This is a genomic window from Mycobacterium sp. IDUB_17 (genome assembly GCF_055419465.1).
Map to the genome: position 1 here is coordinate 383981 of NZ_JBVAXS010000002.1, position 16026 is coordinate 400006.

15 protein-coding genes are annotated in these 16026 nt (G+C 66.0%); 7 read left to right on the forward strand and 8 right to left on the reverse strand.

Annotation, left to right across the window (positions count from 1 at the left end; all coding sequences use genetic code 11):
- Position 1 precedes the first annotated feature (1 nt).
- Positions 2 to 592 (forward strand): UbiX family flavin prenyltransferase, encoded by a 591-nt coding sequence (locus tag ACZYZ7_RS09010; protein WP_463740712.1) that lies wholly within the window; start codon positions 2 to 4, stop codon positions 590 to 592.
- The gene (locus tag ACZYZ7_RS09015) at positions 585 to 1955 is read left to right on the forward strand and encodes a UbiD family decarboxylase (RefSeq protein ID WP_463740713.1); all 1371 of its coding nucleotides are present in this window, start codon (positions 585 to 587) and stop codon (positions 1953 to 1955) included. The genes ACZYZ7_RS09010 and ACZYZ7_RS09015 overlap by 8 nt, the downstream gene beginning before the upstream one ends.
- Before the next feature lie 87 nt (positions 1956 to 2042).
- Here ACZYZ7_RS09015 and ACZYZ7_RS09020 read toward each other — a convergent pair whose 3' ends face one another.
- The 4 genes from ACZYZ7_RS09020 to ACZYZ7_RS09035 form a co-directional block, all read right to left on the reverse strand.
- Entirely contained in the window at positions 2043 to 4238 is a 2196-nt protein-coding gene (locus tag ACZYZ7_RS09020) for an acyl-CoA dehydrogenase (RefSeq protein WP_463740714.1), read from the reverse strand.
- A gap of 84 nt (positions 4239 to 4322) precedes the next feature.
- Positions 4323 to 5312, reverse strand: a complete 990-nt coding sequence (locus tag ACZYZ7_RS09025) for a 2-hydroxyacid dehydrogenase (protein ID WP_463740715.1) — start codon at positions 5310 to 5312, stop codon at positions 4323 to 4325.
- Complete coding sequence (locus tag ACZYZ7_RS09030) at positions 5288 to 6415, reverse strand: alpha/beta hydrolase family protein (protein ID WP_463740716.1); 1128 nt, start codon at positions 6413 to 6415, stop codon at positions 5288 to 5290. The genes ACZYZ7_RS09025 and ACZYZ7_RS09030 overlap by 25 nt, the downstream gene beginning before the upstream one ends.
- On the reverse strand, positions 6412 to 7041 hold the full coding sequence (locus ACZYZ7_RS09035) for a TetR/AcrR family transcriptional regulator (RefSeq protein ID WP_450069457.1): 630 nt from the start codon (positions 7039 to 7041) through the stop codon (positions 6412 to 6414). The genes ACZYZ7_RS09030 and ACZYZ7_RS09035 overlap by 4 nt, the downstream gene beginning before the upstream one ends.
- A 121-nt stretch (positions 7042 to 7162) precedes the next feature.
- On the opposite strand from ACZYZ7_RS09035, the gene ACZYZ7_RS09040 reads away from it, so the two are divergent.
- Entirely contained in the window at positions 7163 to 7741 is a 579-nt protein-coding gene (locus tag ACZYZ7_RS09040) for a VOC family protein (protein WP_463740717.1), read from the forward strand.
- A gap of 10 nt (positions 7742 to 7751) precedes the next feature.
- Here the strand turns inward: ACZYZ7_RS09040 and ACZYZ7_RS09045 are convergent, their stop codons facing one another.
- The 4 genes from ACZYZ7_RS09045 to ACZYZ7_RS09060 are packed head-to-tail and all read right to left on the reverse strand — an operon-like array spanning position 7752 to position 10744.
- Entirely contained in the window at positions 7752 to 8585 is an 834-nt protein-coding gene (locus ACZYZ7_RS09045; protein ID WP_463740718.1) for an SAM-dependent methyltransferase, read from the reverse strand.
- Positions 8586 to 8592: 7 nt separating this feature from the next.
- On the reverse strand, positions 8593 to 9435 hold the full coding sequence (locus tag ACZYZ7_RS09050; protein ID WP_463740719.1) for a helix-turn-helix domain-containing protein: 843 nt from the start codon (positions 9433 to 9435) through the stop codon (positions 8593 to 8595).
- A 1-nt stretch (position 9436) separates the two neighbouring features.
- The gene (locus ACZYZ7_RS09055) at positions 9437 to 10051 is read right to left on the reverse strand and encodes a TetR/AcrR family transcriptional regulator (RefSeq protein ID WP_463740720.1); all 615 of its coding nucleotides are present in this window, start codon (positions 10049 to 10051) and stop codon (positions 9437 to 9439) included.
- 42 nt (positions 10052 to 10093) lie between these two features.
- A complete protein-coding gene (locus tag ACZYZ7_RS09060) occupies positions 10094 to 10744 on the reverse strand; it encodes a TetR/AcrR family transcriptional regulator (protein WP_463740721.1) in 651 nt (216 codons plus the stop codon).
- Between the two features lie 205 nt (positions 10745 to 10949).
- Between ACZYZ7_RS09060 and ACZYZ7_RS09065 the strand changes: the two genes are divergently transcribed.
- The 4 genes from ACZYZ7_RS09065 (at position 10950) to ACZYZ7_RS09080 (ending at position 15910) form a co-directional block, all read left to right on the forward strand.
- Positions 10950 to 12572: an amidohydrolase gene (locus tag ACZYZ7_RS09065; RefSeq protein WP_463740722.1), complete on the forward strand. Its 1623-nt coding sequence runs from the start codon at positions 10950 to 10952 to the stop codon at positions 12570 to 12572.
- Between the two features lie 7 nt (positions 12573 to 12579).
- On the forward strand, positions 12580 to 13947 hold the full coding sequence (locus tag ACZYZ7_RS09070) for an APC family permease (RefSeq protein WP_463741056.1): 1368 nt from the start codon (positions 12580 to 12582) through the stop codon (positions 13945 to 13947).
- A gap of 136 nt (positions 13948 to 14083) precedes the next feature.
- A complete protein-coding gene (locus tag ACZYZ7_RS09075; RefSeq protein WP_463740723.1) occupies positions 14084 to 14986 on the forward strand; it encodes an oxygenase MpaB family protein in 903 nt (300 codons plus the stop codon).
- Between the two features lie 30 nt (positions 14987 to 15016).
- Positions 15017 to 15910, forward strand: coding sequence for a class I SAM-dependent methyltransferase (locus ACZYZ7_RS09080; protein WP_463740724.1), 894 nt, complete (start codon positions 15017 to 15019; stop codon positions 15908 to 15910).
- The last annotated feature ends 116 nt before the right edge of the window (positions 15911 to 16026 follow it).

Consider the following 16026-nt stretch of genomic DNA (forward strand, 5'->3'; position numbering starts at 1 on the left):
CGTGACCCGACTGATCATCGGCATCACCGGTGCTTCCGGTAGCGCACTGGGCATCCGGGCGCTCGAACTGGCCGCCGGGATCGATGATGTGCACACCGATCTGATCGTCACCCGGGCCGGCCGCGATTCCATCCACCAGGAGACCGACTGGACGGTGCGCGACGTGCTGGCGCTGGCCGACACGGTTCACGACGACCTTGACCTGGCCTCGACGCTGGCCAGTGGGTCATCAACCGCCGATGCCATGCTGATCGCCCCCTGCAGTGTGAAAACCCTTTCCGCGGTGGCGAATTGTTTCGATGCGACACTGCTGGTGCGGGCCGCCGACGTGATGATGAAGGAACGCCGACGGTTGGTGCTGTTGCTGCGTGAAACCCCGCTGCATGCGGGGCATCTCAGGTTGATGACCCAGGTGACCGAATCCGGCGGCATCATCATGCCGCCGGTGCCGGCGTATTACCTCAGACCTGTCGACATCGACGAGATGATCACGCACACCGTGATGAGAGCTTTCGATGTGCTCGGCCTGGCCGCACCGGGTTCGGTTCGCTGGCAGGGGCGTCGTGGGCGGAACGGAATCGCCGATGGCTGAACCGCGGCGGGCCACGGCTGCCCATAATCTGCGCGAAGAGCTGGCGCTGCTGGATCGCGCAGGACTGCTCGCGCGGGTGCGCCGCGAGGCCGATCCGCGATTCCAGATCGCGGCACTGGCCCGCGCCTGCGAGACCGGCCCGGCGCTGGCGTTCGACTCGGTGCTGGGCTCGCGCCACCCCGTGGTGATCAACACCCAAGCTTCACGCGAGATGATCGCGACGTCCTTCCGCGTCGGGACCGATCAGGTTGCGCAGCGCTACGCCAACGCATTACGCAACCCGGTGGCGCCGGTGATTGTGCCCGGCGGACCGGTACAGGAGGAGGTGCTGGTGGGCGAGGAGCTCGACCTCGGCGCCGAACTGCCGGTACTCACCCATCACGAACGTGACAACGGGCCCTACATCACCACCGGGGTGGTGATCGCCGAGGATCGCGAACTGGGCGTACGAAACCTGTCGTATCACCGGATGCAATTGCGCGGCGGAAACGAGACGGGCATCGTGATCGTGCAGCGCCATCTGCACCGGCTGCTGCAACGGGCCGAGTCCGCCGGCCGGGCGCTACCGGTCGCGGTGGTGCTCGGTCTGGACGCCGCCACCCGGCTGGCTGCCGCGACCTCGGGAAGTGCCGCCCCGTTTGGCTTTGACGAGCTGGGAATCGTTGGGGCACTGCAGAATCGCCAGCTTCCGCTGGTGGCATGCCGCACCGTGCTGGTGCATGTCCCGGCCGAGGCCGAGATCGTGCTCGAAGGTGAGATCGTGCAGGGCCGGTGGGAGGACGAAGGACCGTTCGCCGAATTCGACGGCGAATACGAGAGTGAACCCGCGCGGGTGTTCCGGGCCACCGCGCTGACCCGGCGTCGGGATGCGATCTACCAGGGCCTGACATCGGGGTCGCGCGAGCAGCTCAACATCATGGGACTGCCCAACGAGGGGGTGCTGTTCGGTGCGATCCGGGCGGTGCTGCCCGGGTTGCGCGATGTGCGGGTAACCCTTGGCGGGCTGCGCAAGTTCCACGCGATCGTGAGTATCGACAAGCAGCATGACGGCGACGGCATGGACGCGATCGTCGCTGCGTTCGCCGGGCATCGCGACCTCAAACACGTCGTGGTGGTGGATGCCGATGTCTCCCCGCATGACAGTGCGGCGGTCGAGAGGGCCATCGCCACGCGGGTGCAGGGCTCTCGCGATCTGGTGGTCATCCCGGGCGGTCGGGGCAACCCCGTCGACCGCAGCCTGCGGGAAGGCGGGGTGACCGATCGGGTCGGCGTCGACGCGACGAGGCCGTTGGATGGCGCCGGCGGGCGGCCGCGCGCCGTGGTCCCTGGCGCCGACGAGATCCGGCCGGCCGACTGGCTGTGATTCACCATGAGCCTGACCCCGGCGACCAGCCTGGCAAAGAGGGTTTTCCAGCGAAAAGGGGCAGTTTTGCGTCTGCTCGGGCAAGGGTTACGGATCGCGGGGCAGGCCCAGCAGTCGTTCGGCGATGATGTTGAGTTGCACCTCGCTGGTGCCGCCGTAGATCGTCGTGGCGCGGCTGGCCAACAAGTACTCGGCCCAGCGCCCGAATTCCTGCTGGGGATCGCCGACGGCCCCGTCGGTGCCGAAGGAGGCCACCGCGAACTCCGCGTAGCCCTGGCCGGTCTTCATCGACAGCAGCTTGGAGATCGCCGCGGCGGGCATGGGATCGCCGCCGGCCAACGTCAGCAGGGTCGACCGCAGGTTCAGCACCTTGGCGGCGTGGCCCTCGGCGATCAGCCGGCCGGCGTGGTTCTGCTCGATCTGGTCGAACTGCCCGTCGCGAAGGAACGCCACGAACTGTTCCAGGTTGGCCAGGAACGGCGGCTCGCTGCTGCCGATCGACACCCGCTCGTTTGTCAGCGTGTTGCGGCTGACCTCCCAGCCGCGGTTGACCTCACCGAGCACCATGTCGTCGGGCACGAACACGTCGTCGATGAACACGGTGTTGAACATCGCGTTGCCGGTCAGTTCCCGCAGGGGCTTCACCTCGACGCCCGGAGCCGTCATGTCGAGCAGGAAGTACGTGATGCCATTGTGCTTCGGAGCGTGCGAGTCCGTCCGCGCCAGCAGGGCACCCCACGCCGAGTACTGCGCACCCGTCGTCCAGATCTTCTGCCCGGTGATGCGCCAGCCGCCGTCGACCTTGGTGGCCTTTGTGGTCAGGCTGGCCAGGTCCGAACCCGCGCCCGGTTCGGAAAACAGCTGGCACCAGATCATCTCGCCGCGGAACGTCGGCGGCAGGAAGCGTTGCTTCTGCTCGTCGGTGCCGAACGCCACGATCGACGGGATGATCCACGAGGCGATGCCCATCTGCGGGCGCCGTACCCGGCCGGTGCTGAACTCCTGGGCGATGATGATCTGCTCGATCGGTTCGGACGCCCGCCCCCACGGCCTGGGCAGGTGCGGCTGAACCCATCCGCCCTCGGCGATCGCGGTATTGCGCTCGGCGCCACTCGGAATTGCCTTCAGCCCAGCGACTTCCGTACGGATCTCGTCACGCAGCTTCTCGGTGTCGGGATCCAGGTCGATGTCGACCGGGCGCATTCCGGTTGCGGTCGCGGTATCGACCACCGATTGGGGGTAGTCCGAGGTCCGGCCGAAGCACGCGGCCAGCACGAGTGCGCGCCGGTAGTAGACGTTGGCGTCGTGCTCCCAGGTGAATCCGATACCGCCGTGGACTTGGATGCAGTCCTGGGTGGTGTGCTGCGCAGCGGCAGGTGCCAGGGTGGCGGCGACCGCGGCGGCGAACTCGAAATGGGTCTGCGCAGAAGGGTCTTCCTGCATCTCGTCCAATGCGCGGGCAGCGTCCCAGACCGCGGCGGTCGCCCGCTCGGTCTCGGCGATCATCCCGGCGCACTTGTGTTTGATGGCCTGGAACTGGCCGATCGGCCTGCCGAACTGTTCGCGGATCTTGGCGTACGCGGTGGCGGTGTCGGTGGCCCAGCGGGCGACACCGATCGCCTCGGCCGACAGCAGGGTCGTGATCAGGGCACGGGCGTGGGCGCGGTCCAGGCTGGACAGCACCCGATCGCCGGCCACCTCGGTGGCGTTGGCCCGCACATGGGCCAGCGGGCGCAACGGGTCGACGCTGCGCACCGGCTCGATCTCCAGTTGGGCGGCGTCCAGCACCACCCACTGGACACCGGACTCGATGGCGACCGGCAGCACCAGCACCGAGGCCTGCGCCGCGGCGGGCACCGCGCGTGCCTCGCCGCGGATGACCAGGCTGTCGCCGTGCCGGGTGGCGGTCAGGCCGGAGTCGATGGCGTAGGCAGCGATGGTCTCACCTGAGGCCAGGCCGCCCAGCACCTTGGCCTCGGAATTGTCGGCCGAGATCAGCGCGCCGGCGATCGCGGACGGGACGAAGGGCCCCGGCACCGCGCCGTACCCGAACTCGGCCAATGTGATGGCCAGCTCAAGTATTCCGAAGCCCTGCCCGCCAACGGATTCCGAGAGATGGACGCCCTGTAGGCCCTGCTCGGCCGCGGCTTTCCAGTACGGAGGGGGGGTGGGGATGGGCGTTTCGAGAGCTTCGTGGAGCACCTCTGACGGCGCCACCCGCGCTACCAGGGACCGAACAGAATCGGCCAGATCGCTGTGCTCAGACGTGATCGCAATGGGCATGCGGCACCTCCATCCCGGGCATATCGGTTAGCCGGTCGGTTGGGGCCGAGGGTACCCCGGCGTGACGCGCGCCACTCCGGCGGCCTATCTAACCCCGTTTACTACGTGGGCCATGTGTTCGCCGTCGCGGATGCGCCGGCAATTGTCGACCGCCATGGTCAGGTAGCGCCGCATCGTGTCGACGGTGTACCAGGTGACGTGCGGGGTGAGCACCACATTGGGCAGCTCCAGCAGGGGATTGCCGGGCGGTACGGGCTCCTCGGCGAAGACGTCCAGGCCGGCCGCGGCCAACTGCCCGCTGCGCAGCGCCTCGACGAGGGCCGGCTCGTCGATGATCGGACCGCGCGCGGTGTTGACGACGACGGCGCCTGGTTTCATCGAAGCCAGGGCCTTGCTGTCGAGTAGCCCACGGGTGGCCTCGGTCAGCGGGAGATGCAGCGAGACGATATCGCTGGCGGCCAACAGGTCTGGCAGGCTGCGCCACCCGGGATGGCCGGTGTCGCGGGTGCTGGTGTGGATCACCTGGGAGGGATCGGCGCCCATCGCGACGACGATCTTCTCGACCCGCTTGGCGACGTTGCCGTACCCGAGCAGGCCCACCGTGCACCCGCTGATATCGCGCACGGTTTCACCCAGGCTGTGATCGGAGGGCCAACCCGTGCCGTCCCGGGTGGCGCGGTCGAGTTCGGGCAACCGGCGCAGTGCCGCCAGCATCAGCAGCACGGTGCCCTCGGCCACCGACGGAGCATTGGCCCCGGGCATGTTGGCCACCAGGATGCCCAGCTGGGTAGCCGTGTCGACGTCGATGGTGTTCACCCCGGCGCCCAACTTGTGCACCAAACGCAGTCGCAGCCCGCGCTCCAGGTCATCGCCGGACACCGGCCGCAACACATGCCAGAGCACCTCGGCCGACGGCAGTTCCCGGTAGAAGGTGGCGTCGTCGTCTTCGGCGCAGAACGTGACATCGAGCCAGTCCTGCTGAGGTGCAAGAAAATCCATCACCTTGTCACCGGGGGTGAAATGCGCCAGGACCTTGATCCGGCCTGGGTTCACCGCCACCGCTTCGCGATCCATCGGGCGATGGTATCGGCCTGCTCGCCGCGCGCGCCCGGAGTCGTGAAGTAATGGTCGGTGTCGATCGAGCACTGGGACTTGTCCGTGCTCGCCAGCGCGTCGTAGATGCGTTTGGCATCGGACGGATACACCCCGGTGTCCTGGTCGGCATTGATCACCAGGGCCGGGCAGGTGATCCGGGCCAGGTGCGGCTCAGCCCGGGTCTGGGCGTGCCGCAGGCTCCACATGCCGATCCAGTTGCGGACGGTGGTGGCCGCGGCGATGCCGCGGGCCGACCGGTTGGCCTTGATCGGCACCCCCGCGTAACACAGGTTGGGCTGCCTGCGGGTCGGCTCGACCGTCGGATCGACCATTCTCGGGTCGGCCCAGGTCCGCATGACGGTGAACGGGCGGTCCGAATATCCTGCCGCCTGAATCCTTTTGAGTTCGTCCTCAGCCCAGTCGGTGATCTTCTCGTTGCGTGCGACCTGGGCCGCGCGGTAGCGCGCCACGAATTCTGCCGATAAGGGTGCCGCGTTGCGCTCGTCGAACAGGTCCAGGTCGGGGTCGCTGGCGATGGCGTCGTTCTCGTCGACGACCGCCCCGTCCATCCAGGCGGTTAGCACATCTGGGCGGCCCGGATGGGCCGCGCTGGCCACATACCCGTCGGCGGGCAGTAGTTCGGTCAGGCCCGCGGCGGGCCGCATGCCTTCGAGTGGCCGTACGTTCGGATCGACGGCTTGGGACTGGTAGGCCGCCATCAAGGAACCTCCACCGGAATTGCCCAGTAGAACAACGGTTTCGATGCCCTGTACCTCACGGAGCCAGCGCACGCCCACCCCGATGTCGACCAGTGCGTGGTCCAGCAGGAAGCTGCTCTCGACTCCGCGGAAGCGGGTGTTCCAGCCGAGGAAGCCGATGCGCCTGGTGGCCAGGTAGTCGGCGATGTAGTGCTCGGAGAAGTCGATCTGGTAGTGCGTGGCGATCACCGCGACCGTGGGCTTGTGGTCCGCGCTTCGGTAATACAGGCCCTGGCAGGGGTATCCGCCCGCACCGGCGCGCTGGGCCGTCGGCGATTCCAGGCCGATGAACTCGCGAACCACTTCCGGTGACGCATTGTTCATGAGCGGGAGGTCTCCTCGTGGTAGATGGTCCGGTAGAACACGTTGGCCAGGGTGGTGATGCAGGCGGAGTCGTCGGCGGTGGCGTCGCGCCCGCCGGACAACTGGGTGTAGCAGAACTGGTTGAGCATCGACACCAATGCGACGGCGGTCAGGTGGGCGTCGTCGTCGGGGCAGAACCCTTGCTGCTGAGCATGTTTGATCATCTCGGTGATCATGGCGATCGGCAGCTGGCAGATCTCGTCCCAGTATTCGGCGAAGTCGTCGTCGATCATCGCCATCTGGGAGACGCTGATGATCTCGGCCAGGCGGTGCCGGTAGGTCATCCAGTGGGCGGAGGCCGCCTGGTGGCAGCGCTCCCAGTTGGTCAGATTCGGGCCGGTCGCGGGAAGTGCGCGTTCGCGGGCTTCGTTGCGGAATCGCAGGGCCCATTCGCGGACCATGGCTTCTTTTGAGGCGTAGTAGTTGTAAAACGATGCGGCCGACCGGCCCGCCTCGGAGGCGATGTCGGAGATCGTGGTGGCCAGGATGCCCTTGCGGGCGATCACCGCACGGGCCGCGGTGTCGATCGCCGCCTGGGTCTGGCGGCCACGCGCGGTCGGCAACGGGGTACGGGGGCTGACGGTCACGGACTTCCTCACTCCCGGCGGGCCGGGAATCGTGCACGGCCATTGATCACTTCTGAATCTGATGTTAGATTCAGATTCGCAGTTGCGCCAGTGTTTGGTGTCCACCCCGGAGGTGTATGACGTGATCAAGCCCAACAACCCCAACCCGGAGTTCGAGTTCGGCGGTATCAACCATGTGGCGCTGGTCTGCGCGGACATGGCACGCACAGTCGACTTCTACACCAATGTGCTCGGCATGCCCCTGATCAAATCGCTCGACCTGCCCGGCGGCATGGGGCAGCACTTCTTCTTCGACGCGGGCAACGGGGACTGCATCGCGTTCTTCTGGTTCCGTGAGGCCCCCGACGGCGTGCCCGGGATCTCCGCGCCGGCCGCGATCCCCGGCATCGGCGAATTCGTCAGCGCCACCGGATCGCTGAACCACATCGCCCTGCATGTGCCCGCCGAGAAGTTCGACGAGTACCGGCAGAAGCTCAAGGCCAAGGGCGTGCGGGTCGGCCCGGTTCTCAACCACGACGACAGCCCGATGCAGGCGTCGGCCACGGTGCACCCAGGTGTCTACGTGCGGTCGTTCTACTTCCTCGACCCGGACGGGATCACTCTGGAATTCGCCTGCTGGACCAAGGAATTCACCGACGGTGACGCGCAGGCGGCGCCGAAGACGGCCGCCGATCGCCGTCCGCCGGTGGCGGCGGGGTAGTACCCGGTCCCTACTTGGTGGCGGTGACGAAATACCCGCGCGGCACGCCGGGGACATCCAGCGGAACCGCAGGGGCGAACCACCGGTTCCACTTGTTGCCCGGCTCGGCCACATCGGTGACGACCGCCGACCAGCCCAGGCGCTCACACAGCTGCTCCGGGGCATCGGTGCCGAACAGCCACGGCGCTCCGTTGCGGGACATCCGTTCGCGGACCGCGGCCAGCATGACGCTGTCCAGCAGTACCTTGCCGACGATGTCGTAGAGCAATACCGAACCGGGCGCCGAGAGCGCGTCGACCCGCTCGAACAGCGTGCGCACGGCGCCCTCGTCCAGATATTGCAGCAGCCCTTCCATCAGCCAGACGGCCGGCAGCTCCGGATCAAAGCCGTTGGTCCGCAAGGTGTCAGTCCAGTCCTGCGTCAGGTCGACGCCGATGGCCACCCGCCTGCAGCGTGGTTCGTCGCCGGCCAGCGAGTCAGCCTTGGCCGCGATCACCGCGGGCTGATCGAGTTCGAACACCGTGGTGCCGTCGGGCCAGGGCAGCCGGTAGGCCCGGGCGTCCAGGCCTGCGGCGAGGATCACCACCTGCCGGACCGGTGGCACGGCGTTCAGCAGCGCCTCGTCCCAGAATCGGGTGCGCACCACGATCTGCAGCGTGGACTTGTCACCGCTGGCGGCGACGGCTTCAGCGAGCATCCGCTGACCGGACTCACCGGCCAGGCGCTCTGCGAACGGATCATCGAAAAGCCGGTCGGGGCGGCGGGTTTCCTCGGCGCGGATTGCCGCGACCAAGACGCCGGTGTCGGCCACTGCCTGACCTGGAGTCTGTCTGGAGTTGGTCATATCGCCATCATGCGCGCCCGGCAGTCGTCGGGTCTTGGATATTTATGCTGACGCCGACATGGCTGGGCAGCCACGTGCGGCGCTGGGTGTACTGCGTCGGTGTCATGGCGGTGAACGACCGGAACTCCCGGACGAAGTGTGCTTGGTCGAAGTAGCCCAGATCGGCCGCGATCCGGGCACCGCGGACGTCTCCGGCGTCGAGCATCCGCATCGCAGCCTGGAACCGGCGCACCCGCAGATAGGTCTTGGGAGTCAGGCCCACCTCGGAACGGAACGACGCGATCAGCCGGCGGGCCGACCACCCGGTCAGGGCGCAGGCATCGGCGACCCGCAGCGAGGGCCGGCGTTCGGCCGCGTGTAGGACCGCCTCGACCGAAGGATCGCGTGACCGTATGCGCGCCAGGAGAAATGACTCGACCAGTGCGATCCGCACAGGCACCGAGGGCGCGTCGATCAGGCGGTCGCGCAGGGTCGACCCGGCCCGGCCCCAGATCGCTTCCAGCCCGACGCAGCTGTCCTCCAGGTCGTGCAGCGGAGCCGGCAGGAACGCCGCGGCGCCGCCGGGACGGAAATGGATGGTCAGCACGGTCTGTGCCGGGTCGATCCGGGTGATGTAGGAGGTGACCCCAGCCCCGGCGATGAAGGCCGCGCCGACGTCGAGGCGGGTGGTGGCGTCGGCGGTGTAGAAATCGATCTGCTCACGGGCGTCGAGATCGATGATCACGGTCGCGGCGCCGCGGGGGAGCGCCCGGCTGCGATGCGTCGAGGCCTCGGTGTTCTGCCAGTATCCGAAGAACTGGATGTGGGTGGCCAGCGCCGCGCCGGGACGCAGCAACACCGGGCCCGGCACGTCAACTCCCCGGTTGCTGCATGCCGGCCACTGCGTCGAGCATCGAGCGCAACTGGTTGATGAGCTGTTCGGGAGACAGCGCGACCTCACCGGACAGCCATGCGCTGATCGTCTGGGTCACCCCGCCGACCGCGAAATATGAGATGGCCCTGAGGTAGTCGTTCTCCTGCAGGTGCAGTGCGTCGCCGGCGTGCTGACCGAGCAGAGTGGCGAAGAGCGCCGTGGATTCGACCCGTTTGCGGGCCAGTACCTCGTTGGACAGTTTGACGCTGAACAGCAGCCGGCCGATCCGCCGGTCCTGGGCGATCAGGTGCACGATGTTGGCCATCCCGGCCATGGTCTGATCGGCCAGCGGAACGGCGGCGACGGCGGCCTGCGTCGAGGTCGCGATATCGGCGATCACCCAGTCGTAGACCGCGCCGATGAAGTCGTCTTTGTCGCCGAAACTCTCGTAGAAATACCGTGCGGCCAGCCCGGCGGTGCGGCACACGGCGCGCACCGTCACCTCGGCGTCCTCGGCCCCCAAAAGATCCAGCCCCGCCTCAAGCAGCTGGCTGCGCCGCTGCGCGAGGCGGTCGGCAGCCTCGACGCCGCGGTACGGGCGGACCTGTTTCACTCCAACATCTTGACACTTGTCAGGCATGGCTCACCCGACATGTCAATTGCATTCCGCGGTGAGCGCACGCGCCAGTCCGTCTAGAAGACTCGACAACCCGAGCTGGAAAGCGGCGTGGGCGTTCCAGGACTCCGAGATAGCGGGATCCAAGTTCGAATAGAGTTCGACTCGATCCTTCGGCACCGTCGCGCGACTCAGCAGCGTGTCTGATGCGATGAGATCGAGGGCGGATCCCAGCACGAAGGCCTCGACTGTTCGCATTACCGCTACTGCCCGGCCGCGGGGCCAGCCGCCCGCCACGAGGCTGGATACGACCTTCTCGTATGTAGCCAGGGTTATCGGGTCGGAGATCGCCGTTGTCGCCAGTACGACCACCAACTTGGAGTGTTTGCTGAACACGCGCAGGTAATTCCGGGCCCAGGCCTCCATCGCGGGACGCCAATCCAGTTCGTCGAACGCACTCGCATCGATTTGCTCGTCAATGAGCGCGCGCATCGCCTCAATAAGATCCTGCTTGCCAGAAATGTGGTTGTACAGCGACGCCGGCTTGCGATCCAGTTCCTGCGCCAGCCGCTTCATCGTCAGCGATTCGAGACCCTCTCGCTCGACCAGGCCGATTGCGGCCGATGCGATCCGGCGTCGGTTCATCGGTATCGGTGGCGAGGTCGTCCGGTCGGTCCGGTTTGTGGCCATTGACACACCTTATCGGCAGAGGTAAATTCGCCCCCTGCCTTACGAACGACGTTCGTTCGTAAGGTCTCTGAGCCGAAGTATGCGGAGTAGTGCTGCGGGTGTTCGGGGTGCCGACGATGCGATCCGGCGTCGCGGACATGTTGGGACTTGGCCCAGCTAGAGGGGCCGATCGGAAAGGGTAATGCACTTGACAGCTTCACGTTCGATGCCGACGCTGCTGCACTCGGGAGTCTTCTGGCTCGGGATGGATAAGGGTGATTCCCACGCCCTCCTGATCGAAGACGGCATCATTGTCGCTGTCGGCGACGAGGCCATCGATCGGGCCCAGAAGGCGGAGCACCACGCCGTCGACATTGCCGGAGGATTCGTCATGTCCGGCATCGGCGAAGGCCATTCCCACCCCATCTTGGGCGGAATGGAGCAGCGCGGACCGTTGATCACCGGTCTCGAATCAGTCGAAGCGATCGTCGATGAAGTGCGCAGATTCGCAGACGAGCACCCCGACCTCGAATGGATCCGCGGGGCGTCTTACAACAGCTCGCTCGTGCCCGGCGGCCTGTTCGACGCCCGTTGGCTCGATCGCGCAGTTTCGGATCGGCCGGTAGTGCTGCAAGGCTGGGACTACCACACTCTATGGTGCAACTCCGAAGCGCTTCGTCGAGCCGGAATCACCTCTGACACAACCGAACCCGAGATGGGGGAGATTCCCAGACGCGACGACGGTCAGCCCCTCGGAGTTCTCCGGGAGTGGGGGGCGATGGATCTGCTGGAGGCCGTCGCCCCTACACCAGACATCGAGGAACGGCTCGCGGCGCTCACCGACGCACTCGCGTTGTTCACGTCCTGCGGAATCACCTGGGCGCAGGACTCCCTGGTAGAGCCGATCGACGTCGAGGTGTATCTCGAAGCTTCGCGGCGGGGCCTCCTGAAGGTTCGCATGAACCTCGCTCAGCTGGCCGACCCGCGCCGGTTTCCAGAATGTCTGCCGGCGATGGTGGCGGCTCGCGAGAGGATCGAGGCGCTGGGTGACCCGTTGCTGAGCGCCAATACGATCAAGTTCTTCGCAGACGGCGTGATCGAGAGCGAGACTGCCTCCCTTCTGGAGCCATACTGCACGGCGTCCCATCGCGGCATGCGGGTCTGGGAGCCAGATCAGCTCATTGATGCCGTGACTCGTGTGCGCGAGGCCGGTTTCCAGCCATACGTCCATGCGATCGGCGACGATGCAGTTCGATCCGCGCTCGATGCCATGGAAGCCTCGTCGCATGCGACGACAGGCGCTGCCTCGCGGCCGGTCATCACCCATGTGCAGCTCGCTGCGACGACCGATTTGGCGAGGTTCGCACAGCTCGGGGTCATCGCGAACCTCCAACCCTATTGGGCGCAACTCGATCCGCTGATGACGGTGCTCACGATTCCACGGCTTGGCGACGAGCGGGCGGCGCGTCAGTATCAGACCCGTACGCTCATCGAATCCGGAGCCCATGTCTCCTTCGGATCGGACTGGCCATGCTCGACGGTCGATCCGCGGCAGGGGATCGCGATCGCGGTCTCGCGAACCACGGCAGAGGGTGACCCGAGCGGCGGTTGGGTGCCTGAGCAGATCATCGACATCGAAACCGCGCTCGATACCTACACGCGCGGAACCGCCTACCAGTCATTCGCCGACTCGGAAGCGATTCCCGGTGGTTGCCTCGGATCGGGGTTTCGTGCAGACCTTGTCTGGTTCGACCGTGATCCACGTGACTGCAGCCCTGATCAGATTCGCGACCTGACGGTTGTGTCAACGTTCGTCGCCGGTCAGCTGCGATACGCGGCCGGAGGGTAGTGCCGCCATGGCCTCTCAATCCGCTCCCGTGACGCTCTCAGCAGACCCGAACGAGCCCACACAACTCCGGCGAGTGCTCGGCGTGCCCGGGCTGGTGCTCTTCGGCCTGGTCTACATGGTCCCGCTGACCGTGTTCACCACCTACGGCATCGTCACGCAGGTGACCGGTGGACGGCTGCCGGTCGCTTACCTCATCACCCTCTGCGTGATGGTGTTCACCGCCCGATCCTATGGGCTGATGTCACGCGCGTTCCCGTACGCAGGATCGGCCTACACATACACGCAACGCACGTTCGGATCTGCAACCGGCTTGATGGTCGGATGGTCGCTGATGCTCGACTACCTGTTTCTCCCGATGCTCGACTATCTGGTCACCGGGATCTACTTGCATGCTGCCTTCCCGGCGGTTCCGACTTGGGTGTTCATCGTGGCGACGATCGCCATCGTCACGGCGCTCAACGTCGTCGGCATCGTCTCCGTTACCCGGGCGAACCTCGTGATCATCGCGGTGCAGGCTGTCTTCATCGTGGTCTTCATTGCCTTGGCGATCGCTTCCCTCTACGGGAATGCCACTCTTAGCCTCACGCAACCCTTCACCGGGGACGGCACAGCGGACGGGTTCGTACCGCTGATGTCCGGCGCGGCCATCCTGTGCCTGTCATTCCTCGGGTTCGACTCGGTCTCCACGCTGGCAGAGGAAACCAAGAACCCTCGGAGGTCCCTGCCGATCGCGATCACCATCGTGACCCTGGGGGCCGGTGTTCTGTTCGTACTCCTCGCGTACCTCGCACACGCGGTCTTCCCCAGCAATGCGTTCACCGATGTGGATGCGGCCTCGCTGGATGTGATGCAGGCCGTCGGCGGAAAGTTCTTCACCGCCTTGTTTACCGCCGCCTTCATCGCGGGCGGCATCGGCGCCGCGGTTGCTGCCCAGGCGTCTGCCGCACGCATCCTCTTCGCCATGGGGCGAGATGGGGTGCTGCCGAAGAAGTTCTTCGGGCGCCTCAACGCGCGCTTCAGGACGCCTACATTCGCCATTCTGTCTGTCGCGGCCGTGGCCTTGGGTGCGGTGTTCGTGGAGCTGCAACTGATTTCCGAGACCGTGAGCTTCGGTGCACTGGTGGCGTTCTCGGCTGTCAATCTCTCGGTGATCAAGCATTACTACGTTGGTCGAGAGGATCGATCAGTCTCCGCCGTCGTCCGGTTCCTTGTACTCCCTCTCATGGGCCTCGGTCTGACGATCTGGTTGTGGACCAGCCTGTCAAGCACCGCTCTGACAATCGGATTCATCTGGCTCGGAATCGGATTCATGTGGTTGCTGGTTATCACTCGCGGCTTCCGTCGTCCGACCCCGAGCCTGGACATGACGGCATAAGGGGGTAAAGGAGTCGACGCGGAGGGGTCTGCGAGCGCCGACCCCAAATGGGAATCGCACCAAACATCTTGACACCTGTCAGACGTGCAGCCAGTATCAGGAAACACACGTTCTCAACTTTGTGACAGGGGTGGCCATGACGGTCAGCGAACCGATCCCGCATGTCGAACGGGCGATGAGTGACCCGTCGCGCCCGGGGGCTGCGCCCAGGCGCCGCCGGCGGACCGCCAGTTTCGACGACGGGCTGATGGGTGTGGCGCTGCTGGCCGGTCCGGCGAACGTGATCATGCAGCTGGCGAACCCCGGCGTGGGCTACGGCGTCGTCGAGAGTCGCGTCGACAGCGGCCGCACCGATCTGCACCCGGTCAAGCGGGCCAGGACCACCTTCACCTACCTGGCGGTGGCCACCCGTGGCACCGATGCCCAGAAGGCGGCCTACCGGCGCGCGGTCAACAAGGCCCACGCGCAGGTGTACTCCACCGAGGACAGCCCGGTGAAGTACAACGCGTTCGACAAGAATCTGCAGCTGTGGGTGGCGGCGTGCCTCTACAAGGGCGGGGTCGACGTGTTCCGGATGTTCATCGGTGAGCTGGACGACGAGACCGCCGACCGTCACTACCGCGACAGCGTGACGATGGGCACCACCCTGCAGGTGCCCGAGGAGATGTGGCCGGCCGACCGCGCTGCCTTCGATCGCTTCTGGGAAGAGTCGCTGGAGAAACTGCACATCGACGACACCGTGCGCGGCTACCTGTATCCGATCGCCGCGGGCCGGCCGAAGAATCCGAGGTTGCCCCGCGCGGTGCAGCGCCGGCTCGACGCGGTGGCACTGCTGATCACCACGGGCTTTCTGCCGCAGCGGTTCCGCGACGAGATGCGGTTGCCGTGGGATGCCAAGAGTCAGAAGCGGTTCGACCGGTTGATCGCGGTGCTGCGCACGATCAACGATCTGCTGCCGTCGTTCCTGCGGCAGTTCCCGTTCAACGTGCTGCTCAAAGACCTCGACTGGCGGATCCGGACCGGTCGACCACTGGTGTAGCTGTCAGATTCGCGGCGTACCCTCGCGTCGGTGCGTACCGATGATGACAACTGGGATATCACCACGAGCGTTGGGCAGACAGCGTTATTCGTAGCTGCCTCAAGGGCATTGGAGGCGCAGAAGGACGATCCTCTCGCCGTCGACCAATATGCCGAGGTGTTCTGCCGCGCGGTCGGGGGCGAGTGGACGACCGCGGTCGAGGGCACGGACCCCGAGCATCCGCTGCAGACCGAATTCGGCGAGAACTTCGTCAATTTCCAGGGCGCCCGCACGAAGTACTTCGACGAGTACTTCGTGCGGGCCATCGAAGCCGGGGTGCAACAGGTGGTGCTGTTGGCGGCCGGCCTGGACTCGCGGGCCTACCGCCTACCGTGGGCCGACGGCACCGTGGTGTACGAGTTGGACCAGCCCCGGGTGCTCGAATTCAAGCGCGACACCGTGGATCAGTTGGGCGAGGCGCCGACGGCCGAGCGTCGCGAGGTCGCGATCGATCTGCGCGACGACTGGCCGCGAGCCCTTCGAGAGAGCGGCTTCGACCCGTCGCGGCCGTCAGCGTGGATCGCCGAGGGATTGTTGATCTATCTGCCCGCCACAGCACAGGAACAGCTGTTTGCTGGAATCGACGCGCTGGCCGCGCCGGGTAGCTTTGTCGGCATCGAGGAGGCGGTGCCGATGCCGGACGAGGCCTTCGAGGTCAAGCGCGCCGAAGCGGTGTCTTCCGGCGAAGAGAACGCCTTTTTCACGCTCGTGTACAACCAGCAACACGAGCCGGCGGATCGGTGGTTCGGCTCGCGGGGCTGGGACGCGGTGGCGACACCGTTGCATGAATATCTGGCCGAAGTAGGTCGGCCCGTGCCCGATCCTGACACCGAATCCGGCGGGATGACGGGAACTATCAGCCTCGTGTCTGCGACTAAAAGGTGAGGCAGTTCACGACCTAGCTCGAGTACGTGCCTCTCGACACTTAAGTTATGCAATGCTAACTTCAGCAAAAGTTAGCTTAGCCATACATAAGGGAGAGAATCGGGGGCTTCGCTCCC